General features: G+C 60.7%; 22 protein-coding genes and 1 tRNA gene. 15 read left to right on the top strand and 8 right to left on the bottom strand.

What is annotated here, in order from left to right:
- The first annotated feature begins 3 nt into the window (after positions 1-3).
- Together B5G16_RS00225 and B5G16_RS00220 are read left to right on the top strand one after the other, a co-directional pair.
- Complete coding sequence (locus B5G16_RS00225) at positions 4-3978, top strand: hybrid sensor histidine kinase/response regulator transcription factor (RefSeq protein WP_087259913.1); 3975 nt, start codon at positions 4-6, stop codon at positions 3976-3978.
- Between the two features lie 287 nt (positions 3979-4265).
- Complete coding sequence (locus B5G16_RS00220; protein WP_087260490.1) at positions 4266-4595, top strand: DUF5131 family protein; 330 nt, start codon at positions 4266-4268, stop codon at positions 4593-4595.
- 146 nt (positions 4596-4741) lie between these two features.
- Here the strand turns inward: B5G16_RS00220 and B5G16_RS00215 are convergent.
- The 8 genes from B5G16_RS00215 to B5G16_RS00180 form a co-directional block, all read right to left on the bottom strand.
- Positions 4742-4827: transfer RNA gene (locus B5G16_RS00215), tRNA-Leu, on the bottom strand.
- Between the two features lie 282 nt (positions 4828-5109).
- Positions 5110-7083 carry a S46 family peptidase gene (locus tag B5G16_RS00210; RefSeq protein WP_087259912.1) on the bottom strand — a complete coding sequence of 658 codons (1974 nt, stop codon included), beginning with the start codon at positions 7081-7083 and terminating at the stop codon, positions 5110-5112.
- The gene (locus B5G16_RS00205; protein ID WP_087259909.1) at positions 7080-7676 is read right to left on the bottom strand and encodes a Maf family nucleotide pyrophosphatase; all 597 of its coding nucleotides are present in this window, start codon (positions 7674-7676) and stop codon (positions 7080-7082) included. The genes B5G16_RS00210 and B5G16_RS00205 overlap by 4 nt, the downstream gene beginning before the upstream one ends.
- A gap of 12 nt (positions 7677-7688) precedes the next feature.
- Positions 7689-8321, bottom strand: a complete 633-nt coding sequence (locus B5G16_RS00200) for a fumarylacetoacetate hydrolase family protein (RefSeq protein WP_087259907.1) — start codon at positions 8319-8321, stop codon at positions 7689-7691.
- A complete protein-coding gene (gene lpxB, locus B5G16_RS00195; protein WP_087259905.1) occupies positions 8318-9454 on the bottom strand; it encodes a lipid-A-disaccharide synthase in 1137 nt (378 codons plus the stop codon). The genes B5G16_RS00200 and lpxB overlap by 4 nt, the downstream gene beginning before the upstream one ends.
- 11 nt (positions 9455-9465) lie before the next feature.
- Entirely contained in the window at positions 9466-10143 is a 678-nt protein-coding gene (gene trmD, locus B5G16_RS00190; protein ID WP_087259903.1) for a tRNA (guanosine(37)-N1)-methyltransferase TrmD, read from the bottom strand.
- Positions 10133-10864 (bottom strand): FkbM family methyltransferase, encoded by a 732-nt coding sequence (locus tag B5G16_RS00185; protein WP_087259901.1) that lies wholly within the window; start codon positions 10862-10864, stop codon positions 10133-10135. Before B5G16_RS00185 ends, trmD begins: the two co-directional genes overlap by 11 nt.
- Positions 10861-11532, bottom strand: coding sequence for an MBL fold metallo-hydrolase (locus tag B5G16_RS00180; RefSeq protein ID WP_087259899.1), 672 nt, complete (start codon positions 11530-11532; stop codon positions 10861-10863). The genes B5G16_RS00185 and B5G16_RS00180 overlap by 4 nt, the downstream gene beginning before the upstream one ends.
- A gap of 241 nt (positions 11533-11773) precedes the next feature.
- Between B5G16_RS00180 and B5G16_RS00175 the strand changes: the two genes are divergently transcribed.
- From B5G16_RS00175 to dnaB, 13 genes are all read left to right on the top strand, one after another.
- Positions 11774-12907, top strand: a complete 1134-nt coding sequence (locus tag B5G16_RS00175) for a hypothetical protein (RefSeq protein WP_087259897.1) — start codon at positions 11774-11776, stop codon at positions 12905-12907.
- Between the two features lie 37 nt (positions 12908-12944).
- Positions 12945-14354, top strand: coding sequence for a 23S rRNA (uracil(1939)-C(5))-methyltransferase RlmD (gene rlmD, locus B5G16_RS00170; protein WP_087260488.1), 1410 nt, complete (start codon positions 12945-12947; stop codon positions 14352-14354).
- Positions 14355-14548: 194 nt separating this feature from the next.
- Positions 14549-15238, top strand: coding sequence for an SIMPL domain-containing protein (locus B5G16_RS00165; RefSeq protein ID WP_087260486.1), 690 nt, complete (start codon positions 14549-14551; stop codon positions 15236-15238).
- A 237-nt stretch (positions 15239-15475) separates the two neighbouring features.
- Positions 15476-15931, top strand: a complete 456-nt coding sequence (locus B5G16_RS00160) for a cytidine deaminase (protein WP_087259895.1) — start codon at positions 15476-15478, stop codon at positions 15929-15931.
- 17 nt (positions 15932-15948) lie between these two features.
- Positions 15949-16635, top strand: a complete 687-nt coding sequence (locus tag B5G16_RS00155; protein ID WP_087259893.1) for an RluA family pseudouridine synthase — start codon at positions 15949-15951, stop codon at positions 16633-16635.
- Positions 16636-16742: 107 nt separating this feature from the next.
- Positions 16743-17195 (top strand): D-aminoacyl-tRNA deacylase, encoded by a 453-nt coding sequence (gene dtd / locus B5G16_RS00150; RefSeq protein WP_087259891.1) that lies wholly within the window; start codon positions 16743-16745, stop codon positions 17193-17195.
- 8 nt (positions 17196-17203) lie between these two features.
- Positions 17204-18100, top strand: a complete 897-nt coding sequence (locus B5G16_RS00145) for a DNA/RNA non-specific endonuclease (RefSeq protein ID WP_087259889.1) — start codon at positions 17204-17206, stop codon at positions 18098-18100.
- 71 nt (positions 18101-18171) lie between these two features.
- The gene (locus B5G16_RS00140; protein ID WP_087259887.1) at positions 18172-19731 is read left to right on the top strand and encodes a DNA/RNA non-specific endonuclease; all 1560 of its coding nucleotides are present in this window, start codon (positions 18172-18174) and stop codon (positions 19729-19731) included.
- Between the two features lie 10 nt (positions 19732-19741).
- A complete protein-coding gene (locus B5G16_RS00135) occupies positions 19742-20698 on the top strand; it encodes a TIGR01212 family radical SAM protein (RefSeq protein ID WP_087259885.1) in 957 nt (318 codons plus the stop codon).
- 109 nt (positions 20699-20807) lie between these two features.
- Entirely contained in the window at positions 20808-21704 is an 897-nt protein-coding gene (locus tag B5G16_RS00130; RefSeq protein WP_087259883.1) for a YitT family protein, read from the top strand.
- Entirely contained in the window at positions 21704-23962 is a 2259-nt protein-coding gene (gene priA, locus B5G16_RS00125) for a replication restart helicase PriA (protein ID WP_087259881.1), read from the top strand. The genes B5G16_RS00130 and priA overlap by 1 nt, the downstream gene beginning before the upstream one ends.
- Positions 23946-24668, top strand: coding sequence for a ComF family protein (locus B5G16_RS00120; RefSeq protein ID WP_087259878.1), 723 nt, complete (start codon positions 23946-23948; stop codon positions 24666-24668). Before priA ends, B5G16_RS00120 begins: the two co-directional genes overlap by 17 nt.
- 130 nt (positions 24669-24798) lie before the next feature.
- The gene (gene dnaB / locus B5G16_RS00115; protein WP_087259876.1) at positions 24799-26379 is read left to right on the top strand and encodes a replicative DNA helicase; all 1581 of its coding nucleotides are present in this window, start codon (positions 24799-24801) and stop codon (positions 26377-26379) included.
- Positions 26380-26391 lie beyond the last annotated feature (12 nt).

The raw sequence follows: 26391 nt of genomic DNA, 5'->3' as shown, positions 1-26391 counted from the left end.
AATATGAAACAGCTGAAATATCCGTTACTCATTCTGACATTCTGCCTGACGGGCTTGGCCTCTCATGCGGGGGAACAATATATGCTCGAACGATTGTCCAATGAGAACGGATTGTCGAACAATTCCGTAAACTGTTTCTGCGAAGATTCACGCCACCGGCTTTGGGTAGGAACCTGGGATGGGCTGAATGTCTACGACGGACGGACGTTCCGGATCTACCGACATAAGCGGAATTCCCCAGGAAGCATCGGCAACAATGTTGTCCGGCAAATTATTGAACAGGATTCGCTTACGATATGGGTAGTGACGAACGATTGTGTGAGCCGCTGGGATGAACGAACGCAACTTTTCACCAACTATCGCCCCGGGTACGAAAACATTTCGCCGAAAGGGACATTATCATGCCTGATGGGAAGAACCTCCCGGCAGGAGATGCTGGTCTGTGTGAAACAGCAGGGATTCTATCTTTATCGGGCAGAAGAAAAAGAATCACAGTTCGTTCCGGTCCGCGGAGGCGATTCTGCGGTGCTATCCATGCTGCTCGACGATACCGATCGCATCTATCTGCTAACCGAATCGCGGGAGATCCGGTGCTACCGATTGCTGTTCGACGAGAGCGGTAAGATTCCCATTCTCACAGAGGAGTCCCCCTTGGAAACGGAACGTCCGGTGTCGGACATGGCCTTGGCCGGGAATATGCTGGTAATAAATTACGGAAAGACATTGGAAGCGGTAGATCTTCGTACGCGAGAGCGGCTGTCGATCGAAACCGGATTGCCGCAGGTCGGGCGAATCGCTTATCGAAACGGATCGCTTTTTCTCACGGATCGAAACGGAGACCGACTCGTCCGTTACAATCTGCATACGAGGCGTACCGAGTCCATCGATGCGTTTCCTTCCCGAACGGCAGTGTTTTCGCTCTATGCCGGATCTCAGGAGATCGTTTGGGTAGGAACCGACGGGCGGGGGCTGTTGAAGATTTTCGAATATACCTCACCTTTCCGAACGGTTCATACCGCCTATCCGGTCCGTTGTTTTGCCCGACGGGACGATGGTACGATACTGGTAGGAACGAAAGGCGAAGGGATCAAATTGTTCGACAAACGCACACGAATGATTACAGGAGAGATTACCACGGCACAGGGACTGATCTCCAATACCGTTTACAGTATGCGCAAGAACAGCCGCGGAGATATCTTCATCGGGACAGAAGGCAAGGGCATCAACTATTTGCTGCGCGGGAAAGATATTCCGAGCCGATTGTACCTTCCGGCGGACGATTTTTCTGTCAAGTCGATATACAGCCTCGCTTTCAGTCATGGCGACTCGCTCCTGTGGGCCGGGACCTCGGGTTCGGGCTTAATCCGCATTCGCGTGGAATACCACCCAGGGAAAGGATACGTCGCCCGCGACATCCGGCAGTACAAAGCTTCGGGAGCCCATGCAGCTCTGGGCAGCAACATTATTTATTCCATCGTCCGCGGCACCGATCCCAATATACTTTGGCTCGGGACCCGCGGTGGCGGTGTCGTGCGGTTTGACACCCGTTGGGAGCGATTCGGAAATACCGATGACCCGGCAGAGAGCGCAGGAGAAAAAAATAGAGACATTCTTTCGCTGATCCAAGGAGCAGACGACGGGTTGTGGGCCGGAACCAGTTACGGATTGAATCGGTTGACGGAAAAAGATGGACAGATGCGGATCACGGGATTCCCGGGTGAAAATGAACTGGGAGATCCGGCGGTTCACGGTATCGTGGAAGATTTGGCCGGTAATTTATGGATTAGTACAGGCAACGGCATAATTTGCATTGACCGGCTTTCCGGGAAGGCAATTCAGTACACATCTCGCAATGGTTTGCAAAACGATGAGTTTTCGGATGGAGCCTATTTCCGAGATAATGAAATGGATGTCTTTTTCGGGGGTGTGGCAGGTTTCAGCTACTTCAATCCGGAAGAGATGCGCCTGCGTAATTTTGAGCCTGAAATCAGGCTTGCCGGCTTGCGGATCAACAACAAGGAGTTGAATGTTTATGATCGGGTGAAAACGAACGTGCTGAACTTAACCTACAACGAAGCCCATGTATCGTTAACATTTTGTGTCGGTGATTTGATCAACAATGAAAACTGCGTATTCGCATATCGAATCGCCGATTTTTCAGATGCATGGATCTACAATGGAAGCAACCCCACCGTTTCCATCACCCGACTGCCGCCGGGGCGTTACCAGCTCGAGGTGCGCTATACAAACGGAGACCGTGTGTGGAGTAAGTCAACGTCCATGTTCGAACTGCATGTGGGGCATCCATGGTGGTTCAGTGGGTGGGCTATTTTCGCTTATTTCGTTTTGTCGGCACTTATCACAGCTATCGTCTATTCAGTCATTCGCAACAGAATCCGGCTGAACCGGCAACTTTTGTTGGAGCATATCGAAAAACGGCAGCAACAAAAGATGCACGAATCACAACTCAACTTCTTCGAGAACATTGCTCACGAGTTCTTCACGCCGTTGACCCTGATTTACGGTCCCGCACAGCAGTTACTCGAACGAGTGGAACTGGATAACTATGCAAAACGGTACGTGCACCTCATCAAAAATAATGCTGATCGAATGCAGCAGTTGCTCAATGAATTGATGGAGTTCCGTAAGGCAGATTCAGGACATACGATTCTCCGTGCAGAATCTATCAATTTGAGTTCCATGCTCAATTCTATCGTAGACAATTATACGGAGATAGCAGGTGAAAGCAGAATCGAACTATCGGTGCATATCGGTCGGATAGAGCCTTTTACAACGGACCGGAATGCACTGGAAAAGATCATTTTCAATCTTCTTTCCAATGCATTCAAATATACGCCGGAAAAAGGATATATCCGAATCTGGCTCAATATGCAACCGGACGGCTCCATTCGGTTCCGTGTACGTAATTCCGGACGGGGCCTTACAGAAAAGCAGTGTGCCGAGGTATTCAACAGGTTCCGGATTTTCGAACATACCCAACAACGCTATGCCATAAGTACGGGAATCGGGCTAAATCTTACCAAGGGGCTTACCGAACTGCTCGGCGGACGGATTTCAGTGGAGAGCCGGTTAAATGAATATGTTGAGTTCCAAGTCATCGTTCCTCCCATGCCGCTTTCCGATGTAACGTCTGTACAACCGACACAGGAAGCAGTCGTCCTCCATGTGCCGAAAATGCAGATCGAACAAACGCGGTTTACGGTATTGGTCGTAGAGGACGATTATAATGTTCGTGAACTATTCCGCGATATTCTGGCTCCACATTACACCGTGCTGACGGCCAATGACGGTAACAACGGACTCGAAATGCTACGGCAAAACCTGCCCGACTTAGTCTTGTGCGACATTGTCATGCCCAGACTCGACGGAATTGGGTTGATTGACCGCATCCGTTCTGATGAACGTACGGCTCATATCCCGATCGTAAGCGTTTCAGCAAAACTGTCCATTGAAGATCGCATAGTAGCAGTAGAACACGGCGCCGACGCTTACATCACCAAACCGTTCCATCCCCGTCATATTTTAGCGACAGTCGAACAATTATTACACAAACGCACAGTATTGAAAGAGTATTTCAATTCGGCACGTTCGGACGTGACCGTGCGCGAAGGAATTACGCTTCACCATGAAGATGAACGGATGTTGCACGAAATCGTCGTTTTCATCGAGAATAACATCGATGACGAATCACTCAATCCGACGGCCATTTCCGATTTCATCGGCATCGGAAAAACTTCGCTTTATGAAAAATTGAAAGAACTCACGGGGAAAACGCCTGGAGAATATATCCGGATGGTCCGTTTGGATCGCGCTTCTAAACTTCTCCGTACAACACAGTTGACCGTACAGGAAATCATGTACAAATCGGGGTTCAGCAGCAAATCTTATTTTTATAAGGAGTTTGCAGCTCGATTCGGGTTATCCCCCAAAGAATATAGGAAAGCTAATTGCAAATAAATCTATAGTTTTTTGTTTTTCAATAACTCGATAGGAACTTTTAGAATCAAAAGGTCGCTTAATTTGTTATCATTAACAAAATTAAGCGATTTACCTTGTATCCGAAACCGAATTGCAAAAAACAGTAAAATTTATACAGAATAGTAACGTGACAAAGTCTACAATAAAAATATCCCTTGCTTTTTTGACAATTTATTACTTTTTGCTCCAGTTGTTTGAGGTTAGAGGTTCTTTGCAATCTGCCGAAAATAGCACAGTTGCTTTTCGTTCCTTCATCCCATCTAAAAATGAAACCGCCTAATCTTTTGGATTATATACGACATTTGAAAGCTCCAATTCGATTCATTTCATGTGAGCCGTTTCTCGAAGATTTGGGTGAATTGGATCTTAAGGGAATAAATTGGGTTATTGTCGGAGGTGAAAGTGGGGTTCAGGCCCGTCCTATGAAAGAAGAATGGGTCTTAAACATTAAGCGACAGACCGAAACTAATCATATTCCATTTTTCTTTAAGCAATGGGGAACATGGAGTGCAGATGGGGTTAAAAGCAATAAAAAGGTTAATGGAAAATTATTGCAAGGAGTCGTTATTCAGAATATGCCGACAATAAAAAAATAAATATTAGACGAATTCCCCATCGAGGGAACTCGTCTATTTTCTCATACGATTTTATGTGTGAGCCGGATGTTGTTAGAAAATGCGGACACAGTGCGGACGCGAAAAAATTAAAACCGCGTTAGAAATGACTCTAACGCGGTTTCCAGTGCCCAGGACAAGACTCGAACTTGCACGAACGCAATTGTTCACTACCCCCTCAAAGTAGCGTGTCTACCAATTTCACCACCTGGGCATCACACACCCCGAATATCTTCCGGGCGTGCAAATATAGACACTATTTTACGATTTGCAAAATTTTTCCCCGAAAAACTCCGATTTTTCCCGGATTCGGAGCTCCCGGGCCGGGAGAGACCCCGAAGAGATCCGGGGCGGAATCGGAAGAACCGCCCTTTTCGTGAAATTCGCGGACCCCCCCCCGACCCTCGGCGTTTCCGGGCCTTTTGCCGAAACGGGGCGCATCTCCGCCGTCGGAAATACGCCCCGTTCTTCCGCTCCGGTCGGCGGCTGCGGAGCCCTATTTGATCCGCATCTCTTTGAGCAGATACCCGGCCCCGCCGATACGATCCACCACGAAGAGCACGTAGCGGATATCCACGGCGATGTTGCGGCAGATCGCGGGGTCGAAGGCGATGTCGCTCATCGTCGAACGCCACGTGCGGTCGAAGTTGATGCCGATCAACTCGCCGTCGGCATTCAGCACCGGCGATCCGGAGTTCCCGCCCGTGGTGTGGTTCGACGCGAGGAAGCAGACCGGCACCGTCCGACGCCCGTCGACCTCCACGCCCCAGCGCCCGTACTCCTTCGAGGCGTAGAGGTCGCGCAGCGACTGCGGGATGTCGTAGTCGTAAATCTCGGGATTGTCCTTGGCGATGATGCCGTCGAGGGTCGTCTGCGGCTTGTGGTACTCGCCGTCGGCATATTCGTAGCCGGCGATGGCGCCGTAGGCCACGCGCAGCGTCAGGTTGGCATCGGGATAGAAGGGGCGTTCGGGCCAGGTCTCCCGCAGCTCGTGGACATACTCCCGGTAGAGCGTGTTGAGCCGGTTGCTGATGAGGTTGCGCAGCCGGTCTGTCCCCAGCAGCCACGAGATGTGGTCGAGCATCCGCTTCGAACCGCTTCGCAGCGAGTCGGCGAGGGGTGTTTCGCCTCCGGCCCATACCTCCTCGAAGACCTTTTCGGCGAAGGCTTCGGGCGAGCCGTTTGCGGCCGCGCCGTCGAGGAATGCCGGAACCTGATATTGCACCGGACAACGGCGTGCATATTCGCCGAAGAGCCAGCGGAACAGCGCGCGTTCGGTCTCCCGGCGGGCCGGGAATACGGTTTCGGCGCGCTCCTCGGCCGAGTATTTCGCGGGCAGCGCACGGAGGGTTTCGAGCGTTATTTCGCGGGCGAAATAGGGGGTCGTGATGCGTGCATACTCCGCCTTCATTTCGCGCAGCAGCTCTTCGCCGCGGGGATTTTCGCGTGCGAAGGCCTGCTCCTGTTCCTGCTTGGCGGCGACGGTCTTCATCCGGTTCAGCCCCAGCACTTCGCCCTGCCACTTTTTCCAGGCATTGGCGATGGCGGCATGCTTGGCGGCGTAGTGGATGCGCAGCGCGGGGTCGCTCTCCTGGGCGCGGGCGATGATGTCGAGACGACCGTCGCGGATGGCGATCTTGGCCGGGTCGGACTGCGTGGCGATGTACTCCGCGGCATCCGAAAGGATGTACTCCTGGGTGTTGCCCGGGAATCCGTAGATCATCGTGAAGTCGCCCTCGCGGAATCCCCGGGTCGAGATCGTGAAGTGCTTTTTCGGACGGTAGGGGACGTTGTCGGGCGAGTAGGCGGCGGGTTTGTTCTCCTTCGAGGCGTAGATGCGGAAGATGGAGAAGTCGCCCGTATGGCGGGGCCAGATCCAGTTGTCGGTGTCGCCTCCGAACTTGCCGATCGACGAGGGCGGTGCGGCCACGAGGCGCACGTCGTCGAACTGCTCGTAGATGAAGAGGAACTGCTGGTCGCCGTAGTACATCTGCTCGACGGAGGCCTTGTATCCGGCGCCTTCGGCTTCGGCGCGGGCGATGATCTCCTCGGGCGTCTCGCCGGCGGCGATGCGGTCGGTGACCTCCTCCATGCGGACCAGGAAGCGCACGTTGAGACCCTTGTTCGGGAGCTCTTCGGCGCGGGAGCGGGCCCAGAAACCGTGGGTGAGGTAGTCGTGCTCGACGGTCGAATGGCGCTGGATGGCGTCGTAACCGCAGTGGTGGTTTGTCAGCAGCAACCCCTCCGCGGAGACGAGTTCTCCGGTGCAGCCGCCGTCGAAGAGCACCACGGCATCCTTCATCGAGGCGCGGTTGATCGAATAGATCTCTTCGGCCGTGAGGCGGAAACCTTTGGCGCGCATGTCGTCGATGCGGGCGGAGATGAGGCTCGGGAGCCACATGCCCTCGTCCGCGGCGGCGGGCCAGAGGCAGAGGAGGGCGAAAAGGGTCAGCAGGGTCTGTTTTTTCATCGTGTAAGGAATTTGTCCAGTTCGGTGTACAGTTTCTGAATGGGGAGCCCCATGACATTGTAGAAGGATCCCTCGATGCGTTCGATGGCGGCGTATCCGATCCACTCCTGGATGCCGTATGCCCCGGCCTTGTCGAAGGGTCGGAAGGTGTCGACGTAGTAGGCGGTCTCCTCGTCGGTCAGCGTGCGGAACCAGACGCTCGTCCGGGCCTCGAAGGTGTGCATGCGCTGCGGCGTGCGGAACGTGACGCCGGAGACCACCGTATGGCGGCGTCCGGAGAGGCGGCGGAGCATCCGCAGGGCATCCTCCCGGTCGCGGGGTTTTCCAAGCACCTCGCCGTCGAGCACCACCACGGTGTCGGCCGTCAGCAGGATGTCGTTTGCGGCGAGCGGGGTCGGGAAGGCCCTGCTTTTGAGTTGCGAGAGGAAGAGCGGGACCTCCTCGGCGGCGAGGTCTTCGGGGTAGATCTCCTCGCAGTCGTATTTCGGGGCGAGTTCGCAGGGCAGCCCGCATCCGGCGATGAGTTCCCGGCGGCGGGGCGACTGCGAGGCCAGCAGCAGCCGGTAGTCTTTGAGTTTGTCGTGCAGCAGCATGGTGTGTCGTGTTTATCGGATGTCGAAGTTGAGCAGTTCGCGGCCTTCGAGCGTGGCGCGGAGGTTGTCGCCCGGAGTGACGGGCCCGACACCGGCCGGAGTCCCGGTGAAGAGCAGGTCGCCCATGCGGAGGGTGACGTACTGCGAGACGGCGGCGATCAGGCGATCGACGCCGAAGATCATCTCGGCGGCATCGCCCGTCTGGCGGCGCTCGCCGTTGATGTCGAGGGCGAACCGGAGTTTCTGGACGTCGCCGCCCAGTTCGGCCAGCGGGAGGAACTGCGGCGAGAGGGCCGCCGAGTGGTCGAAGGCTTTGCAGCGTTCCCAGGGGAGTCCTTCGGCAATGGCCTGCCGTTGGAGGTCGCGGGCCGTGAAGTCGATGCCGAGCCCCACCTCGTCGTAGTAGCGATGGGCAAAACGCTCGTCGATGGCCCGTCCGACGCGGTTGATGCGCACGACCAGCTCGCATTCGTAATGGATCTCCTGCGAGAAGTGCGGGATGTAGAAGGGGTCGTTGTTACGCAGCAGCGCCGTATCGGGCTTCATGAACCAGACGGGTTCCGAGCCGCTTTCGGCCAGACCCGTATCGTGGTGGAGTTCGGCGGCGTGGGCGCGGTAGTTGCGTCCGATGCAGATGATCTTCATGATTCGCGGTTTTTGAGCAGTTCGACCATGCGTACGGCGAAGCGGTCGCTGGCCCCGGGGCCTCCGATGACGGAGCGCAGCTCCTTGAAGTCCTCGAGCATGCGTTCGCGGCGTTCGCCGCCGGGGAGGATGGCGCGCAGTTCGCGCTCGGCGCGCGTGATGTCGAGGTTCGATTGGAGCACTTCGGCGACGGCCTCGCGGCGGAGGTTGAGGTTGACGAGCGAGACCCACGGACAGCGCACGACGAGCGGCATTCCGTAGTATTCGAGGGGAGCGAGCCGATATACGACCACCTCGGGAATCCCTAACAGGGCTGTTTCGAGCGTGGCGGTTCCCGACGCCACGACGGCGGCTTCGGCCGCGGCGAGGGTTTCGTAGGTCTGGTCGCAGACGTAGCGGATCGGGCTTCCGGCGATGTGCTCCTCGTAGAGCGCGGGGTCGAGCCAGGGGACTCCGGCGACGACGAACTGATGCCCGGGGAACCGCTCCGCGAGCCGCGCCATGAGGGGCATGTTCTTGCGGATCTCCGAGCGGCGGCTGCCGGCCAGCAGGGCGATGATCGGACGGCTGTCAAGCCCGTTCCGGCGTCGGAACTCCTCCGGTGCGGGGAGCGAACCCCGCCGCGCTTCGAGGGCGTCGACCAGCGGATTCCCCTCGAACACGGGTTCGATGCCGTGCTTCGGGAAGTAGTCGCACTCGAAGGGGAAGATCACGAAGAGCCGGTCGACATAGCGCTGAATGCCCTTGATGCGGCCTTCTCGCGAGGCCCAGACCTTCGGGGCGATATAATAGAAGGTGCGCAGGCCGTGTTCGTGGGCCCAGCGTGCGATCTTCATGTTGAATCCGGGGTAGTCGACGAGGATCACGACGTCGGGGGCGAAAGCCGCGATGTCGTCCTGACACTCGCGCATCTGGCGGCGGATGGTCCCCAGGTTGCGGAGGACCTGCACGACGCCGAAGAACGACGTTTCGCGGTAGTGTTTTCGTAAATTGGTTTTACCGCCGGCGTCGGCCATCAGGTCTCCGCCCCAGAAGCGGAACTGCGCGTCGGGGTCGGCCTTTCGCAGGCCGCGGATAAGGTTTGCGCCGTGGAGGTCGCCCGAAGGCTCCCCGGCAATGAGGTAGTATTTCATAGTGTCGACGGTTATTTTTCGAGCAGGTCGGGGCGCAGGCGGCGGGTGCGTTCGAAGGCCTGTTCGTCCTGCCACTTCTCGATCTCGGCGAAGTTGCCCGACAGCAGCACGTCGGGGACCCGCCACCCGCGGAACTCCGCCGGGCGGGTGTAGACCGGGGGTGCGAGCAGGTTGTCCTGGAACGAGTCGGTGAGGGCCGAGGCCTCGTCGCCGATCGCTCCCGGGATGAGCCGCACGACCGAGTCGGCGATGATGCAGGCGGCCAGTTCGCCGCCCGTGAGGACGTAGTCGCCGATTGAGATCTCGCGCGTAATGAGATGCTCGCGGATGCGGTGGTCGATTCCCTTGTAGTGTCCGCAGAGGATGATGATGTTTTCGAGCGTCGAGAGTCGGTTTGCCTCGTGCTGGTCGTAGCGTACGCCGTCGGGCGAGGTGTAGATGATCTCGTCGTAGGAGCGTTCGCTTTGGAGCTTCTCGACGAGCTCGAAGACCGGTTCGCACTTCATGACCATTCCGGCCTCGCCGCCGAACGGATAGTCGTCGGTGGTCTTGCGGCGGTCGTGCGCGTAGTCGTGGAGATTATGGATGACAATTTCTACAAAACCCTTCTCCTGGGCGCGGCGGAGGATCGACTCGTTCAGGGGCGAGGTCATCAGTTCGGGGACCGAGGATATGATGTCAATGCGCATGTCTGAAAATGATGTCTTTGGTTGCTGCGGGGGCGAGGGGAACCTCCTGCCCGTGTTCGAGGGTGAAGCCCTCGTACCCCAGTTCGGTGAAGAGGCGGATGATTTCGGGGCGGTTTTCGCCGCCGGTTTCGATCAGGACCGTGGGGCGGAACCGTTCGAGCAGGGGACGCATCTCGCGCATGACGACGAGTTCGTACCCCTCGATGTCGCACTTGATGAAATCCAGCCTCCGGAGGTTGCCGAAGAGTTCGCTGCCGCGCCGCATCCGGGCGGAGAACGCCACGTCCACGGCAGTTCCGGCGTCGTTGACGAAGTTCTGCCCGGTTCCGAGGTATCCGGTCTTGCGGGCGGAGTCGTTTCCCATGACGATGTCGCGCTCTTCGGCGCCGAGGGCGTAGGGAAGGATCTCGACGTTGGAGCAGCGGCGGAGGTTGCGGGCGAGGACCTTGCGGACCGGTGCGACGGGCTCCACGGCGAAGAGGCGGCCTTCGGACCTGGCCAGGCGGGCGATCGTGCGGGCATAGTACCCGAGGTTTGCGCCGATGTCGATGCACGTGTCTCCGGGCCGCACAAGCTGCGGGAGGTGGTATACATACTCGGTTGCGGGGTTGTAGCGTCCGATTCCGAGCCGCTGCCAGAGGAAGAACATGCGGCTCACGGCGCGGAGGTAACCTTCGAGCGACAGCGTGCGGTAGAGGATTCGGTGGATCAGGGCCTTCATCGGTCGCGGTAGTTGACCTCCCCGTTGAGGACCTCGACGATGAAGGGGTTGTAGAGGAGTTCGTGGCCGATGGTCGACTCGGGCCCGTGGCCGGGATAGACGTGGACCTCCTCGCCGAGGGGGACGATCACGTCGAGGATCGAGCGCATGATCCACGAATAGTCGCCGCCGGGCAGGTCCGTGCGTCCGATCGACTCGCGGAAGAGCGTGTCGCCGGTGAACAGGGCCTTCGATTCGGGTTCGTAGAAGGCCACGTGGCCGGGGGTGTGGCCCGGCGTGCGGAGGATCCGCAGCACGGAATTTCCGAAACGGATTTCGGTTTCGGCGTCGAGGTCGCGGTCGATCGCGGGCATCGGTCCGGTCTTGACGCCGAAGAGCGAGCCGCTGACGGCGGCGTTGTCGAGCAGGAACCGGTCCTTTTCCGAGAGGGCGAAGGGGATGCCGTAACGCTGTTTGAGGTGCCCGACGCCGAGCGTATGGTCGAAGTGCCCGTGGGTGTTCGCGGCCAGCACGGGTTTCAGCCCCTGACGGCCGATGAAGTCGTCCAGGGCGGCATCCTCGCGGGGCGAGCAGTTTCCGGCATCGATGACGACGCACTCTTTCGTGTCGTCCCAGACGACATAGGTGTTTTCCTGTATGGGGTTGAAGGGCAGACAGGCGATTTTCATGATTCCAATGTTTTTTACCGTGGTTGCAGTGTCGCGGTCCGGGCAAAGATAACGTTTTTTGCGGGATTTTGCCTACCTTTAACCGGCAAAAGCATCCGAATCGGAGAAACGTGCGGGGGTTTCCGCCGGGGCGTCCCGGCATCTCCGCACGGGGATCCGGCCGGACGATCCGCGACCCGGACGGGTTGTCGGCGGATTCCGGAGCGGTAATTGCGTGTGAAAACGGATAAACAGGATGATTATGAACCGATGGATGAAGGGGGCGGCGGCGCTGTTGGTCGTCGGATTGCTGGCGGGGTGCTCGCTGTTGAAGGTCTCCGTGTCGACGGGCGACCCGCTGCCGAAGGAGCAGATGGACGTGCGGACGATGACGCGCGGTTTTTATTACGACATGGCGGGCGAGGTGGCGCGTGCGGCGGATTCGATCGTGTCGCTGTCGCCGGACCTCGGCGTGCGGGTGGCTGCCGTGCGGTGGAAGATCCGCGCCACGCAGGCCGGGCTTTCGGCCGCCATGCAGGGCATCCCGGATGTGGCGCTGGCCGACCTGTGGATCCTCTGCCGGCGGATGGATGCGGCCTTTTCCGCGGCGCCCGATTCGCTGCTCTTCGGGGCGCAGAGCCCCCTGGCCCGGGAGACGGCGGCGCGGCTCGACCGGCGGATCGGGCGTCTGGCCCGGCTGGTGCTGCCGTCGGATCGCTGTGCGCTGATGGAGCGCTTCGTGGAGGAGTACCTGCGGGAGAACCCCGTGTCGGAGGGTGCCGAAACGGACAATACGACCCTCGCGTGGTTGGAGTTCCTGCGGGAGAACGGCGTGGAGCACGCCTATGCGACGGGTTCGATTGCCGAGGTGCTGTCCGACGTGAACGACCGCGTAAGCGGACAGGCGCAGCAGCTGTCGAACAGCGTGAGCTGGTCGAAGGATCTCTTCGAGATGCGTTTCGAGCAGGACAGCCTGCGCGTGCAGCTCGGCATGCAGCTCGACTCGCTGGAACGCAACTTCGCGCGGATCGTGGCGGTGGCCGAGCACCTTCCGCAGATTTCGGACCGGCTGCTGACGGAGTTGAACGGGCAGATCACGCAGCTGATCCGGACGATGGACGCCTCGGTGGACCGGGCCTTCACGGATTTCGACCGCCAGCGCATGGCGATGCAGGACTATGTCACGCAGGAGCGCGAGGCGCTGGTCGGGCAGTTGCGGCAGGCGGGCGACGAACTGGTGCGCACGACGCTCGACGCCGTGCCGGATCTTGTGGGCAAGGTGCTGCTCTGGTTCGTGCTGGCCGTGGCGGTGCTGGTCGGGGGTCCCTTTGCGGTGGGCTTCTGGCTGGGCGGCGTGCGGGCGCGGTCGCGGATGAAAAAGCAGGCGGGTGAATGAATTTTTGTTACCTTTGCAACCCGAATCAGAGAAACCGATGGCAAGAAAGAAAGCGAACTACCCCCTGATCGAGGGGCTTGAAATCACGACCCTGGCGGCCGAGGGCAAGGCCATGGGGCGTTGGAACGACGTGGTGGTCTTCGTCCCGATGACGGTTCCGGGCGATGTGGTGGACGTGCAGATCCGCGTCAAGCGCCGCCGCTTCATGGAGGGCTACGTCGTGAACTATGTGAAACGCTCGCCGCTGCGCGAGGAGCCCTTCTGCGAACACTTCGGCGTGTGCGGAGGCTGCAAATGGCAGAACCTGCCCTATGAGGAGCAGCTGCGCTTCAAAACGGCGCAGGTGCGTGACCAGCTGACCCGGATCGGGAAGATCGAGCTCCCGGAGATCGCCCCCTGCCTGGGCTCGGCGGCGACGCGCTTCTACCGCAACAAACTGGAATTCACCTTTGCCGACCGCCGCTGGCTGACACGCGAGGAGGTGGAGAGCGGTGCGGCGCTCGACGCTGCGCCGGCCGTGGGGTTCCATATCCCGAACATGTTCGACAAGGTGCTCGACATCCGCACCTGCTGGCTGCAACCCGATCCGTCGAACGCCATCCGGCTCGAAACCAAGCGCTTCTGCCTCGAACACGGCTATACGTTCCACAATGCCCGCGCGCATACGGGGCTGATGCGCAACCTGATCGTCCGCACGGCCTCGACGGGCGAGGTGATGGTGATCGTGGTCTTCGGTGCGGAGGACCGCCCGCGCATCACGGCGCTGCTCGACCACCTCGCGGAGCGTTTCCCGCAGATCACGTCGCTCTTCTACGTCGTCAATACGAAGCTCAACGACTCGGTCGGGGACCTTGATGCGGTGTGCTACCGCGGCAAGGACCACATCATCGAGCAGATGGAGGGGCTCCGCTTCAAGGTGGGCCCGAAGTCCTTCTACCAGACCAACTCGGCGCAGGCCTACGAGCTCTACAAGGTGGCGCGTCAGTTTGCCGACCTGCACCCGGGCGACACGCTCTATGATCTCTATACCGGCACGGGAACGATCGCCAACTTCTGTGCGGCGCGCTGTGCGCGGGTCGTGGGCATCGAGTACGTCCCGGAGGCGATTGCCGATGCGAAGGTCAACTCGGAGCTGAACGGCATCCGCAACACGACGTTCTATGCCGGGGACATGAAGGCGGTGCTGGACGACGCCTTCGTGGCGGCGAACGGTCATCCGGACGTCATCATCCTCGACCCGCCGCGCGCCGGCGTGGACGAGCCGGTGATCGACGTGATCCTGCGCGCGGCGCCGGAGCGGATCGTCTACGTGAGCTGCAATCCGGCGACGCAGGCGCGCGACCTGGCATTGATGGACGGCGCCTACCGCGTGGAGGCGGTGCAGCCGGTGGACATGTTCCCGCACACGCACCACGTGGAGAATGTCGTGAAACTGGTGCGTCGCTGACCCGGCGTCGGGGCAGCAGCAGGGAACATGGCGGCGCTGATCCGGCGTCGGGGCGTGGTGGCCGGAAGGAGCGTCCCGCCGGTCGCCGGGGCGGTGATTTTTCGGTGCTGACGCAGTATTTTCGGGAATTCACCGTTTCTTATACAAAACCGTTTCTCAAACGGGAGTTTTGTTTACGGAAAAATTGGAACATGATGAAACGACTGATTTTGATGGCCGTCGTGGCGCTGGCAGCGCTTCCGGCCGCAGCGCAGATCCAGGAGGCATTCCCGAGCTACGTGCAGGTCAACGGCCGGGCCGAGAAGGAGATCACGCCCGACGAGTTCTACTTGCAGATTATCATCAACGAACGCGATTCGAAGGGGAAGATTTCGGTCGAGAGCCAGCAGCGCGACATGATCGCGGCGTTGAAGAAGCTGGGCGTCGACGTGGAGAAGCAGCTCAAAGTGGCGAACCTGTCGAGCGAGTTCTTCAAGAAGAAGACCTCGGTGGCGACGGCGAAGTACCAGTTGCAGCTGGGGACGTCGGCCGAGGTGGCGCGGGCGTGGCAGGCGCTGGACAACCTGGGGATCTCGGACGTCTCGATCCTGAAGGTCTCGCACTCGAAGCTCGACGAATACAAGGAGCAGGTGCGCGTGGAGGCGATCCGCAATGCGCGGGCGAACGCCGCGACGCTGGCCGGGGCAATCGGCCAGACGGTGGGCAAGTGCTTCTACATCTACGATTCGAACAGCAACGTCATGCCGGTGATGTACGACAATGCGGTGCTGATGCGCAGCGCAAAGGCGGCGGGCATGGCCGAATCGACGGCCGAAGAGGAACCGTTGGAGTTCAAGACCATCCGCCTGGAATACAGCGTGCAGGCGAAGTTCGTGCTGGAATAGGGCGGTAGCGGTCGGGCCGGCAGTTTTTACGCGATGATTTTTGGAAACAGGGGAATCCCGGATCGGGGCGTGCCGCGGCGCGTTGCGACCCGGGATTTTCACGGATGGCGGTTCTTGCCGGGGTCGGGATGAAGTTGCGGGGCGGAATTGTTGCGGGAATCGGAAATATTTACTAATTTTGTCGTTCACCTCTTATTTTTTTATTTATAAGGGGTGTTTTCTGAAAAAGGAGGAGTTATGGAAAAGCAGTTCCGTTTCGATTACGAACATTATGCGGCGCTGTCGGCCCTTCCCGAAGCGGACCGACGGCTGGTTTCCGAGGCCGAACAAGCCACGGCCCGGGCCTATGCACCCTATTCGAAATTCCGGGTGGGGGCTGCGGCGCGGCTGCGCAGCGGCCGGATTCTCCACGGAGGCAACATCGAGAGCGAGGTCTTCCCGGCGGGACTGTGCGCCGAGCGTACGCTGCTCTTCCATGCCGCGGCCAATTGCGCCGACGACCCGATCGAATCGCTGGCCATCGCCTCCGAGCCTTCGGAACGGGAGTGCTACCCCTGCGGACAGTGCCGCCAGGTGCTGGTGGACACGGAACGCCGCCAGGGGAGCCCGATCCGGGTGATCATGAGCGGCGGCGGCACGGCGTCGGTCGTCGATACGGCGGAAAAACTCCTGCCCTTCACCTTCATTCTGTAAACGGCGATTAAACGGCGATGTTCACTCCGGACGATATTCTCTACGAGGACAACCATCTGCTCGTCGTGAACAAGCACGGCGGGGATCTCGTGCAGCCGGATCCTTCGGGCGAGAGCGCTCTGGAAGATCAGATCAAGGCCTTCATCAAGGTGCGGGACGGCAAGCCGGGGGCGGTTTTCCTCGGCGTGGTGCACCGCATCGACCGCCCGGTGAGCGGCGCGGTGCTCTTTGCCAAGACCTCGAAGGCGCTGACGCGGCTGAACGAGATGCTGCGCGAGGGGCGGATCCGCAAGGTCTACTGGGCGCTGACCGAATCGACGCCCGATCCCGAGCAGGGCGAACTGCGGCACTACATCCTGCGGGACGGCCGCACGAACCGCTCGCGGGCCTGCGACGCCCCGAAGGGGGATGCCAAGGAGGCGCGGCTGCGCTACGAGACGCGGGGCCGTGGAAAGAACTATACGCTCGTGGAGGTCGAACTGCTGACGGGGCGCCACCACCAGATCCGGGCGCAGCTCTCGAAGATCGGCTGCCCGATCCGCGGGGACCTGAAATACGGGGCGCGGCGTTCGCAGCCCGGGGGCGGGATTTCGCTCCACTCGCGGCGGGTGGAGTTCGACCATCCGGTGCGTCACGAACGGATCTCGGTCACGGCGCCCGTTCCGGCGGGGGACAACCTGTGGGCGGCCTTCGAAAACCTGTGAGCCCCCGGCGCAGAGACGGGAGACCGAATGACGGAAGACGGTCCGGATCCCGGAGAGAGAGGGGGGGGGAGACGGAGAGTGGCAATTTTTGAAATGACTGAACGACGATGCGACTGCTTGTACAACGTGTGAAAGAGGCTTCGGTGACGATCGGCGGCACGCTCCGCTCGCGGATCGGCGCGGGACTGCTGGTGCTGGTCGGCGTGGGACACGACGACGGCGTGGAGGATCTGGAATACCTGGCCGGGAAGCTGGTGCGGCTGCGGATCTTCGACGACGAAAACGGGGTGATGAACCTCGATGTCATGCAGACCGGGGGCGAGGTGCTGGTCGTGAGCCAGTTCACGCTGCTGGCCTCGACGCGCAAGGGGAACCGTCCGAGCTATATTCATGCGGCCCCGGAGGCTGTTTCGCGCCCCCTGTACGAGCGTTTTGCGGCCCGTGTCGGCGAACTGACGGGGCATCCCGTGGCGACGGGCGAATTCGGCGCCGACATGCAGGTAGCTTTGATCAATGACGGTCCGGTAACGATCTGGATCGACTCCAAAAATAAAGAGTAAAAGTGCGTATGAAGACGAAGACGATCGTATGGATGACAGGGTGCCTGGTCGCCTGTCTGGTCGCCTGCGGAGGCGACGGTTCGGATGATATCGGGATTCCGGGGATTCCGGATGTCGAATCCTTTGATCTTTCGGTGTGTACGGGCTGGGCGGAACTCCCGGCCGTGGAGCAGGATTCGGAGGATCTCTGTTATGTGGCGCACTTCTGCAACGGTCTGCCCGGCGGACGGAACTATTCGGTCTGTTACAGCATCGGGAAGCGCTCGGGGATGTGGTCGGCCTTTCCGTTGCACGAATGCTATAAGGGGAGTCAGAACCGTTCGGATGCCTGGGCCTACGACCCGGAACTGCCGCAGTCGATCCAGCCGAATCTGGTAAAGGGCTCCTATAAGCCGCAGCCCGGCTATTCGAAAGGTCATCTGCTGGCGTCGGGCGACCGTACGGTGAACGCCACGGCGAACATCCAGACGTTTTACGTGACGAATGCGGCCCCGCAGTGGCAGAACAGCTTCAACAGCGGGGTGTGGTCGTCGCTCGAAGCGGACTGCTGGAACAACATCTGCGCCGACACGCTCTATGTGGTTTCGGGGGTGTGGGGCGAACTCACGACAGCCTCGGTGACGGACAAGTCCGGGGTCCCCTGCACGGTTCCGAGCCACTTCTACCGGGTGCTGCTGCGTTCGAAGTCGGGCAATACGGGCAAAAAGGTGCAGGATCTTTCGTCCGATGAGCTGCAATGCATGGGTTTCTGGTTCGAGAACCGGGCCTATCCGAGCGGGAAGCCCTCGGCGAATATGACTTCGGTGGCCGAGATCGAGCGGCAGACCGGGATGACCTTCTTCGTGCATGTGCCGAATGCGCCGAAGGAGACGTTCGACGCCGGAGATTGGAATTTTAGAAAATAGGAAATGGAACAGGGGGTCCGGTTGCGGAACCCCTGTATTTTAAGGATCATAAAAAATCGTTATCGGGTTTTATGAAAAGATTTTTTACCTGTTTGCTGGCAGGAGTGGCAGCCTGCCTTGTTTCGTGTGACAAGACGGAGGAGGGAAGCAAGTGGTTCTCGACTCCGGAGTGTACGGTCAACGGCACGACAGCGGAGGTGAGCTGCGCCACGAATTTCGGCCCGGGGGTTTTGAGTGCCTCGAATGCGGGGTTCTCCTATGCTCCGGTGACGGAGAGCGGGGTCATCGACTTCACGACGACGTCGGACATCACGGTCGACGGCACGACGCTGCGCGCGACGTTGAGCGGTCTGGCTTCGGAGACCCTCTATGTCGTTTATGCCTATGCGGATCTGGGAACGGGCCGGATGCAGAGCCCCGGCATTTCGTTCCGGACGGGCGAGGGCAGTTCGCTCCCGGAGCCCGATCCGGAGAAGCCGGCCTTCGGGACCCCTTCGGCCTCGAACATCACGGCCACGGGTGCGACGCTGAACTGCGGCTTCACGTTCGAGGAGCCGACGGCGGATTATACCCTCCGGTTCGAGTACCGTCCGGTTTCGGGCGGCAGCTATACGCAGAAGTCGGTGACGGCGGGCTCGGGGACGAAGAGCGTGACGCTGACGAATCTGTCTGCGTCGACGACGTATGAGTTCCGGCTCTGCGCCGAGTGGGCGGGTGAGACCTACACGAGTGCGACGACGCGCTTCACGACGCTGGCCTCGCAGGGGGGCGGTGACGGTGGCGGCGACACGCCTTCGGGCCCGACGAAATATTCGGGCTGGCCGGAACTGCCCGTCGAACACGACGCCGATGGCAACGGCATCGACGACAACGATGCCACGCTTTACTATGCTCACCACATCTGCCCGGACTTCCGGGTGGACGGCCATCTGGCTCGCAACTATACGGTATGTTACAGCGCCGAGCACCACTGCCCGGTGTGGGTGGCGGCGCCGCGTCATGACTGCTACGAACACGGTGCCAACCGGACGAATGCCTATCGTCAGGATCCGGACATCCCTTCCAGTATCCAGTATTACAGCAAGGATACGGGCGGCGGATGCAACAAGGGGCACATGCTCGGATCGGCCGAGCGGCTGGTGACGAGCGCCGTCAACCGGCAGGTTTTCTACTATACGAATATCGCGCCGCAGTATTCCTCGAATTTCAACAATGGAGGCGGAGCCTGGAACAACCTGGAATCCTTTGTCGACGCACAGGTTTGCAAAGATACGACCTATGTGGTGATCGGCACCTATTTCGAGACCTTTACCGACGCCTACGGCAAAAGCTGCTCGCCGGCGACGATCGAGTTCGGCGGACGCAGCGACGTTACGCGCCCCTCGATGTTCTACTACCTGATTCTGCGAAGCAAGAGCGGTACAACCGGCAAGTCGGTTTATGACCTTTCGGCCAGCGAATTGAAGTGTGCCGCCTTCGTGCTGCGACACAATATGGAGAAAGGCCATGAACCGCAGTCCAAGGACATGATGAGCGTCTCGGATATCGAGGAGCTGACGGGCTTCACCTTCTTTGCGAACGTCCCGAACGCCCCGAAGGATACCTATAATCCTTCGGACTGGGGCCTGTAAGCGCACGGCAATGGCCTATCCGTGGGGCGACGAACGGCGGTTCAACTCCTATGCGGGTTACTTCCGCCGGCTGTTCGGGGATCGGGTGCAGAAGCTCTCGGTGGATGCGGGCTTCACCTGCCCGAACCGTGACGGAAGGGTCGGCACCGGCGGGTGTACGTTCTGCATCAACGGGGCCTTCACGCCGTCGTACTGTACCCCGGCGAAGAGCATCACGCAGCAGATCGACGAGGGAATCGAGTTCCACCGCAACCGCTACCGCACGGCGCGGCACTACCTGGTCTACTTCCAGTCCTATTCGAACACCTACGCGCCGCTGGAACGGCTGAAAGCGGTCTACGGCGAGGCCCTTCGGCATCCGGATGTCGTGGGGATCGTCGTCGGCACGCGCCCGGACTGCGTCGACGAAGTGACGCTCGACTACCTGGCCGAGGTGGCGCGCGACCGGTATGTGGCCGTGGAGTACGGCATCGAGTCGACCCGGGATGCGACGCTGCGCGCCGTGAACCGGGGTCATGACTTCGCCGCGGCGGAGCGGGCCGTGCGGATGACCGCCGGGCGGGGCCTTGCCGTGGGCGGGCACTTCATCCTCGGGCTCCCGGGCGAGACGGACGCGATGCTGCTCGATCAGACGGCACGGATCAGCGCCCTGCCGCTCACGACGGTGAAGTTCCACCAGTTGCAGGTTTTCCGCGGGACGGCGATGGCCGCGGAGTACGACGCGCACCCGGAGCGCTTCCGCTTCTGGACGCTCGACGAATACCTCGACCTCTTCGTGGAGATTCTGCGCCGCCTGCGCCCGGATCTGGTCGTCGAACGCTTCGCCTCGGAGGCGCCGCCGCGCTACCACTACGGCCGCAACTGGGGCCTGGTGCGCAACGAGCAGCTGCTGTCGATGCTGGAAAAAAGATTGGAGCGGCGGAATGCGTATCAAGGCGAAATTTTTACTACATTTGTAGACGGATAAAACCTCGGCAGGCAACAACATTCCATCCCGTGAGCAAATGGCCCGAGAATTGAGCTTCACGCCGACGGCTTGTCGTTCTGTCGTGCATATTGAATAGAACAGTTCCCTTATGAAACACGCTATTACTCCGAATTCCGTGTGGAAGATCGTCAAGGAGTATTTCCTGATGTTCTTCGGCATGATGATGTACTCGTTCGGGTGGATCGGCTGCGTGTTGCCGGCCAACGGTATGGGCGGCGGAGCAGCGGGTCTTTCGCTGGTGCTGTGCACGGCGCTGGAAAACCTCGGGATGCACGTGCAGATCGGTACGATGGTTTTCTTCATCAATGCCGTGCTGCTGCTCGTTGCGGGGTTCATTGTGGGGTGGAACTTCGGGGTCAAGACGATCTTTTGCGTGCTGGTGATCTCCGTGGGGATGAACTTCTGGCAGGGTGTGCTTCCGGAAGGGAACTTCCTCGGCGTGGACAACCTGCTTTCGATCGTCATGGGCGGTATCCTGGCCGGAACGGGTATTGCGTTGTGCTTCACGCAGGGCGGCTCGACGGGCGGTACGGATATCGTGGCGATGATCATCAACAAGTACCGGACGATCAGCTACGGCAAGATCCTGATCTATTCGGATTTCGTCATCATCGCCTCGTCGCTGCTCGTGGGCAAGGGCATCAGTGCGGTGATCTACGGCTACGTGCTGACGGCCGTCGTGGGCTACACGGTGGACATGATCATGGCCGGGAACCAGCAGTCGAGCCAGGTGCTGATCGTGACGCACGACTACGAGAAGATGGCGGATGCCATTGCGCGGAACATCCACCGGGGCGTGACGCTCATCGACTCGCAGGGATGGTACTCGAAGGAGCAGACGAAGATGGTGATGGTGGTGTGCCGGAAGCGTGAGACGGCGATGATCCTGAAATTCGTCAAGACGATCGACCCGGATGCCTTCATGACGGTGGGTTCGGTGATGGGCGTCTACGGCAAGGGCTTCCAGGCGATCAACAAGGGCTGATGCCGCGTTATGCCGACATAGTCCTGCCGCTGGCGCAGCCGGCCTATACGTTCGCGGTTCCCGAGGGGATGGCGGTCACGGAGGGTCAGGCCGTGGCGGTACAGTTCGGGGCGCACAAATTCTATACGGGTATTGTCTGGCGGGTGCATGACCGGCGCCCCGACTTCCCGCGGATCAAATCCATACAACGTATTCTCTATGATACACCGCTCCTGTCGGCGGCGCAACGCGCGCTGTGGGAGTGGATGGCGTCGTATTACCTGTGCAGTCCGGGGGAGGTGATGCGCGTGGCGCTTCCCGCGCTGATGAAGCCTTCGGGCGATACGGAGGAGGAGTTCTCGGAGGAGGAGTTCCGCCCCCGGACGGAACCGTATGTCTCGCTGGCACGGGCGTTGTGCGACGAGACGGCGTTCCACGAGGCGTGCGAACGCCTCGAACGGCGGGCCCCGAAGCAGTACGCGGCGCTGTTGGAGATCGCCTCGGCGGGCGACGGGACACGCATTGCGACGGGCGAGATCGCGCAGCGGCTGCTGCGGGCGGAGAGCGCCGTGCTGCGTACGCTGGAACGCAAGGGCCTGATCCTTCGTGCGGAACACGAACGCACGGTCGAGCGGGGCGGCTCCGCATTCCGGCTTCCGGAGCTGACCCCGATGCAGCGCCGGGCGCTCGACTCCCTGCGCGGACAGTTCGCCGCAGGGAAGGAGACGGCGCTGTTGCAGGGTATCACGGGCTCGGGGAAGACGGAGATCTACATCCACCTGATCGGCGAGGTGCTGTCGCGGGGCGGGGACGTGCTGCTGCTGGTTCCGGAGATCGCCCTGACGGCGCAGTTGATCGAACGCATGGAGCGGATCTTCGGGAGCCGTGTCACGGCCTACCACTCGAAGCTCACGAACCGTCGGCGCACGGAAACGTACCTCCGTTTGAGCCGTTCGGAGGGGGGCGAGTTCGTGGTCGGGGCGCGGTCGTCGCTCTTCCTGCCGCTGAAACACCTGCAACTGATCGTGGTCGACGAGGAGCACGATGCGAGCTATAAGCAGACGGACCCGGCGCCGCGCTACAACGCACGGGACTGCGCCGTGGTGATGGCGCGGCTGACGGGCGGGCATACGCTGCTGGGGAGCGCCACGCCGTCGGTGGAGACGTGGTCGAATGCCGCGTCGGGGAAGTACGGGCGTGCGGAGCTGACCGAGCGCTACGGCACGGCGCGGCCTCCGGTGATTTACGTGTCGGATACGCTGCGTGCGGCGCGCCGTGGCGAGCGGCACGGCCACTTCAACAAACTGCTGCTGGACAAGATCGACGAGACGCTCCGGCGGGGCGGACAGGTGATGCTGTTCCAGAACCGGCGTGGCTTTTCGCCCTATGTCGAGTGTACGGAGTGCGGATGGACGGCGCGGTGCCCGAACTGCAACGTGACGCTGACCTACCACAAGGGCGGGCGGAGACTCGTCTGCCACTACTGCGGCCATACGGAGGAGGTTCCGGCGAAGTGTCCGTCGTGCCGCGTGACGGATGTCGTGCCGAGGGGCTTCGGAACGGAGAAGATCGAGGAGGAGATTTCTCGGATTTTCCCCGAAGCGCAGGTTGCACGACTGGATCGGGACAGCGTCACCTCCGAGAAGGCCTTCAATGCCATCATTGCGGATTTCGCGGCGCGCCGGACCGACATCCTGGTCGGCACGCAGATGATCACCAAGGGTTTCGATTTCGAGGGGGTTTCGCTGGTGGGGATCCTCAATGCGGACAACCTGCTGAACAATCCCGATTTCCGGGCTGCGGAGCGGGCTTTCCAGCTGATGACGCAGGTGTCCGGGCGCGCCGGGCGGCGCGACGACGGGGGCGAGGTGGTGATCCAGACGGGCGATCCGGGGAATCCGGTGATCCGTCAGGTCGCTGCGGGCGACTACGAAGGGATGGTCCGCATGCAGCTGGCCGAACGCCGGGCCTTTTTTTACCCGCCGTATGCGCGGCTGACGTCGCTCCTGCTGCGGCACCGCGACCCGACGACGCTGCGTGACGGCATCACGGCGCTGGCCGCGCGGCTGCGCGAACGCTTCGGACGGCGCGTGCTGGGTCCGATGACGCCGCCCGTGGACCGCATCCGGGGCGAATACCTTGCGGGGCTGTTGTTGAAGATCGAGAGCGGAGCCTCGTCGGCCCGGGCGCGGGAGCTGCTCCTCGCCGAACTGAAAACCTTTTCCGAAAATCCGGCTTACAGGGCCATAACCGTCGTGGTGGATGTCGATCCTCAATGAGTTGCTGCGCGACGTGGTGTCGCTGTTCTTCCCGGCACGCTGTGCGGTGTGCGGGGAGCCGCTGTCGGCGGGCGAGCGTTGCGTCTGCACGCTCTGCCGGGCCACGGCGCCCCTGACGGGCTACTGGCGCGAGGCGGACAACCCCGTGGTGCGCAAATGCTGGGGCCTGCTCCCCGTCGTGCAGGCCTCGGGTTTTCTCTTCTTCGTTCACGGCAGCGGCTGGCGACAGCTGATCCACGGCTTCAAGTACCGCGGATCGTGGCGTACGGCGCGCGAAATGGGCGAGTGGTATGGCCGCTACCTGCGTGAAAGCGGGCTCTACGACGACGTGGAGTGTGTCGTACCGCTTCCGCTGCACCCGTTCAAACGGTGCCGCAGGGGCTATAACCAGTCGGAATACATCGCCGAGGGGATTGCGCACCAGCTGGGCGTCCCGGTCGACCGGCGGAGCGTCTTCCGGCGCCGCAACACGGCGAGCCAGGCCCGGAAATCGCACCGCGAACGGGCCGGGAATGTCGAAGGGGCCTTTGCGGTGCGGCACCCCGAACGGCTGGCGGGCCGTCACGTGCTGCTGGTCGACGACGTGATGACGACGGGTTCGACCTTGTTGTCGTGTGCCGGGGAGATCCTGCGTGCGGTCCCCGACTGCCGGATCAGCCTGGCAGCGCTGGCCGTCTCGCGCCGCGAACTGGGTGTGAAACCCTGATTCGGGGCTCCGGGGACTCCGGGGGCCGCTCCCGGCCGGGGGCGGGGAAAATCTTTCACATTTCGGGCCGCTCTTTTTGATATGTCGGACCGAATCCGTATTTTTGAGGTCCGAACCGAGGGAAACATTCATGGCAAAGGAATACAACAATACGACCCCGCGCGGCAGCGCCTATTCGCGCAACCGCGAGGCTTACGATGCGCTGACGGAGAATGCCGGGAACGTGCCGCCGCAGGCCGTCGAGCTGGAGGAGGCGGTACTGGGCGCGCTGATGCTCGAAAAGGACAGCATCATCGCCGTACAGGAGTTCGTCACTCCGGAGGCGTTCTACACGGAGGAGCACCGGCTGATCTACAAGGCGATCAACGAGTTGTCGATGGAGCTGAAACCCATCGACCTCTATACGGTGACCGAACGCCTGAAAGCCCGGAAGGAGCTCAAAAAGGTGGGCGGGGCGTCGTACCTGGCGCAGCTGACCCAGAAGGTGGGCTCGGCGGCGAACGTGGAGTTCCATGCCAAGATCATCGCGCAGAAATACGTCCAGCGGGAGCTGATCCGCTCGGCGACGGAGATTCAGAAACGCTCGTACGACGAGTCGACCGACGTGACGGAGCTGATCGGTTTCGCCGAGGGGGAGATCTTCAAGGTGGCCGAGGGGCATGTGAAGCGGTCGGTGCAGTCGTCGAAGGAGATTCTGGCGCGGGCGCTGATGCAGATCGAGGAGGCGTCGAAGAACACGAGCGCGTTCAGCGGCGTGCCGTCGGGCTTCATGGCGCTGGACCGCGTGACGCTGGGCTGGCAGTTGTCGGACCTGATCATCGTGGCGGCGCGTCCTTCGATGGGAAAGACGGCCTTCGTGCTCTCGATGGCGCGCAACATGGCCGTGGACCACGAACAGGGCGTTGCGTTCTTCTCGCTCGAAATGTCGGCCGTTCAGCTGATGATGCGTCTGATCATCGCCGAGACGGGCCTTTCGGGCAACGACGTCAAGTCGGGACGTCTGACGCCCGAACAGTGGCGCCATCTGGAATCGGCGACCAAGCCGCTGGGGGCGGCGCCGCTCTACATCGACGACACGCCGGCGCTGTCGGTCTTCGAATTCCGCTCGAAGGCGCGACGTTTGAAGATCCACAACGACATCAAGATCATCATCATCGACTACTTGCAGCTGATGACCGGCAATCAGGATACGAAGGGCAACCGCGAGCAGGAGGTGGCCTTCATCTCGCGGACCTTGAAGGCGATCGCCAAGGAGCTGAACGTTCCGGTGATCGCGCTGTCGCAGTTGAGCCGCGCGACGGAGATGCGCGGCGGTTCGAAGCGGCCGCAGCTGTCGGACCTCCGCGAGTCGGGGGCCATCGAGCAGGACGCCGACATCGTGGCCTTCATCCACCGCCCGGAGTACTACGGCATCAATCAGGACGAGAACGGTATGCCCACGGCGGGCATGGCCGAAATCATTCTGGCGAAGCACCGTAACGGTGCGGTGTGCGACGTGAACCTGCGCTTCCTGAAAGAGCAGGCCCGTTTTACGGACATGGACGACTCGATGCTGCCTCCGGCGCAGGCGTCGGAGAGCCAGCAGGCCTACGACGACTATGCGAGCGGCTCGAACGGCGCCCCGATGGGGGGCGGCGCTCTGGGCGGCGCCCAGGGCGGGGAGTTCGACCTGAACCGCTCGGCGCATCTCGACGAGGAGGCTCCGTTCTGATTGCCGCATCAT

Source organism: Alistipes sp. An66 (assembly GCF_002161445.1).
Lineage (GTDB): Bacteria > Bacteroidota > Bacteroidia > Bacteroidales > Rikenellaceae > Alistipes > Alistipes cottocaccae.
Note: the sequence above shows the minus strand (reverse complement) of the source record. Positions and strands in the feature narration are given on the sequence as shown.

Coding starts and splice junctions, on each gene's coding strand:
- trmD (WP_087259903.1), bottom strand. CDS start 10,143: ATGCGCATTGACATCATATCCTCGGTCCCCGAACTGATGACCTCGCCC.
- B5G16_RS00200 (WP_087259907.1), bottom strand. CDS start 8,321: ATGAAGATCATCTGCATCGGACGCAACTACCGCGCCCACGCCGCCGAA.
- B5G16_RS00225 (WP_087259913.1), top strand. CDS start 4: ATGAAACAGCTGAAATATCCGTTACTCATTCTGACATTCTGCCTGACG.
- B5G16_RS00130 (WP_087259883.1), top strand. CDS start 20,808: ATGAAACACGCTATTACTCCGAATTCCGTGTGGAAGATCGTCAAGGAG.
- B5G16_RS00160 (WP_087259895.1), top strand. CDS start 15,476: ATGGAAAAGCAGTTCCGTTTCGATTACGAACATTATGCGGCGCTGTCG.
- B5G16_RS00120 (WP_087259878.1), top strand. CDS start 23,946: ATGTCGATCCTCAATGAGTTGCTGCGCGACGTGGTGTCGCTGTTCTTC.
- B5G16_RS00180 (WP_087259899.1), bottom strand. CDS start 11,532: ATGAAAATCGCCTGTCTGCCCTTCAACCCCATACAGGAAAACACCTAT.
- B5G16_RS00155 (WP_087259893.1), top strand. CDS start 15,949: ATGTTCACTCCGGACGATATTCTCTACGAGGACAACCATCTGCTCGTC.
- lpxB (WP_087259905.1), bottom strand. CDS start 9,454: ATGAAATACTACCTCATTGCCGGGGAGCCTTCGGGCGACCTCCACGGC.
- B5G16_RS00210 (WP_087259912.1), bottom strand. CDS start 7,083: ATGAAAAAACAGACCCTGCTGACCCTTTTCGCCCTCCTCTGCCTCTGG.
- B5G16_RS00220 (WP_087260490.1), top strand. CDS start 4,266: ATGAAACCGCCTAATCTTTTGGATTATATACGACATTTGAAAGCTCCA.
- B5G16_RS00175 (WP_087259897.1), top strand. CDS start 11,774: ATGAACCGATGGATGAAGGGGGCGGCGGCGCTGTTGGTCGTCGGATTG.
- B5G16_RS00185 (WP_087259901.1), bottom strand. CDS start 10,864: ATGAAGGCCCTGATCCACCGAATCCTCTACCGCACGCTGTCGCTCGAA.
- B5G16_RS00135 (WP_087259885.1), top strand. CDS start 19,742: ATGGCCTATCCGTGGGGCGACGAACGGCGGTTCAACTCCTATGCGGGT.
- priA (WP_087259881.1), top strand. CDS start 21,704: ATGCCGCGTTATGCCGACATAGTCCTGCCGCTGGCGCAGCCGGCCTAT.
- B5G16_RS00145 (WP_087259889.1), top strand. CDS start 17,204: ATGAAGACGAAGACGATCGTATGGATGACAGGGTGCCTGGTCGCCTGT.
- B5G16_RS00205 (WP_087259909.1), bottom strand. CDS start 7,676: ATGCTGCTGCACGACAAACTCAAAGACTACCGGCTGCTGCTGGCCTCG.
- dtd (WP_087259891.1), top strand. CDS start 16,743: ATGCGACTGCTTGTACAACGTGTGAAAGAGGCTTCGGTGACGATCGGC.
- B5G16_RS00140 (WP_087259887.1), top strand. CDS start 18,172: ATGAAAAGATTTTTTACCTGTTTGCTGGCAGGAGTGGCAGCCTGCCTT.
- dnaB (WP_087259876.1), top strand. CDS start 24,799: ATGGCAAAGGAATACAACAATACGACCCCGCGCGGCAGCGCCTATTCG.
- B5G16_RS00165 (WP_087260486.1), top strand. CDS start 14,549: ATGAAACGACTGATTTTGATGGCCGTCGTGGCGCTGGCAGCGCTTCCG.
- rlmD (WP_087260488.1), top strand. CDS start 12,945: ATGGCAAGAAAGAAAGCGAACTACCCCCTGATCGAGGGGCTTGAAATC.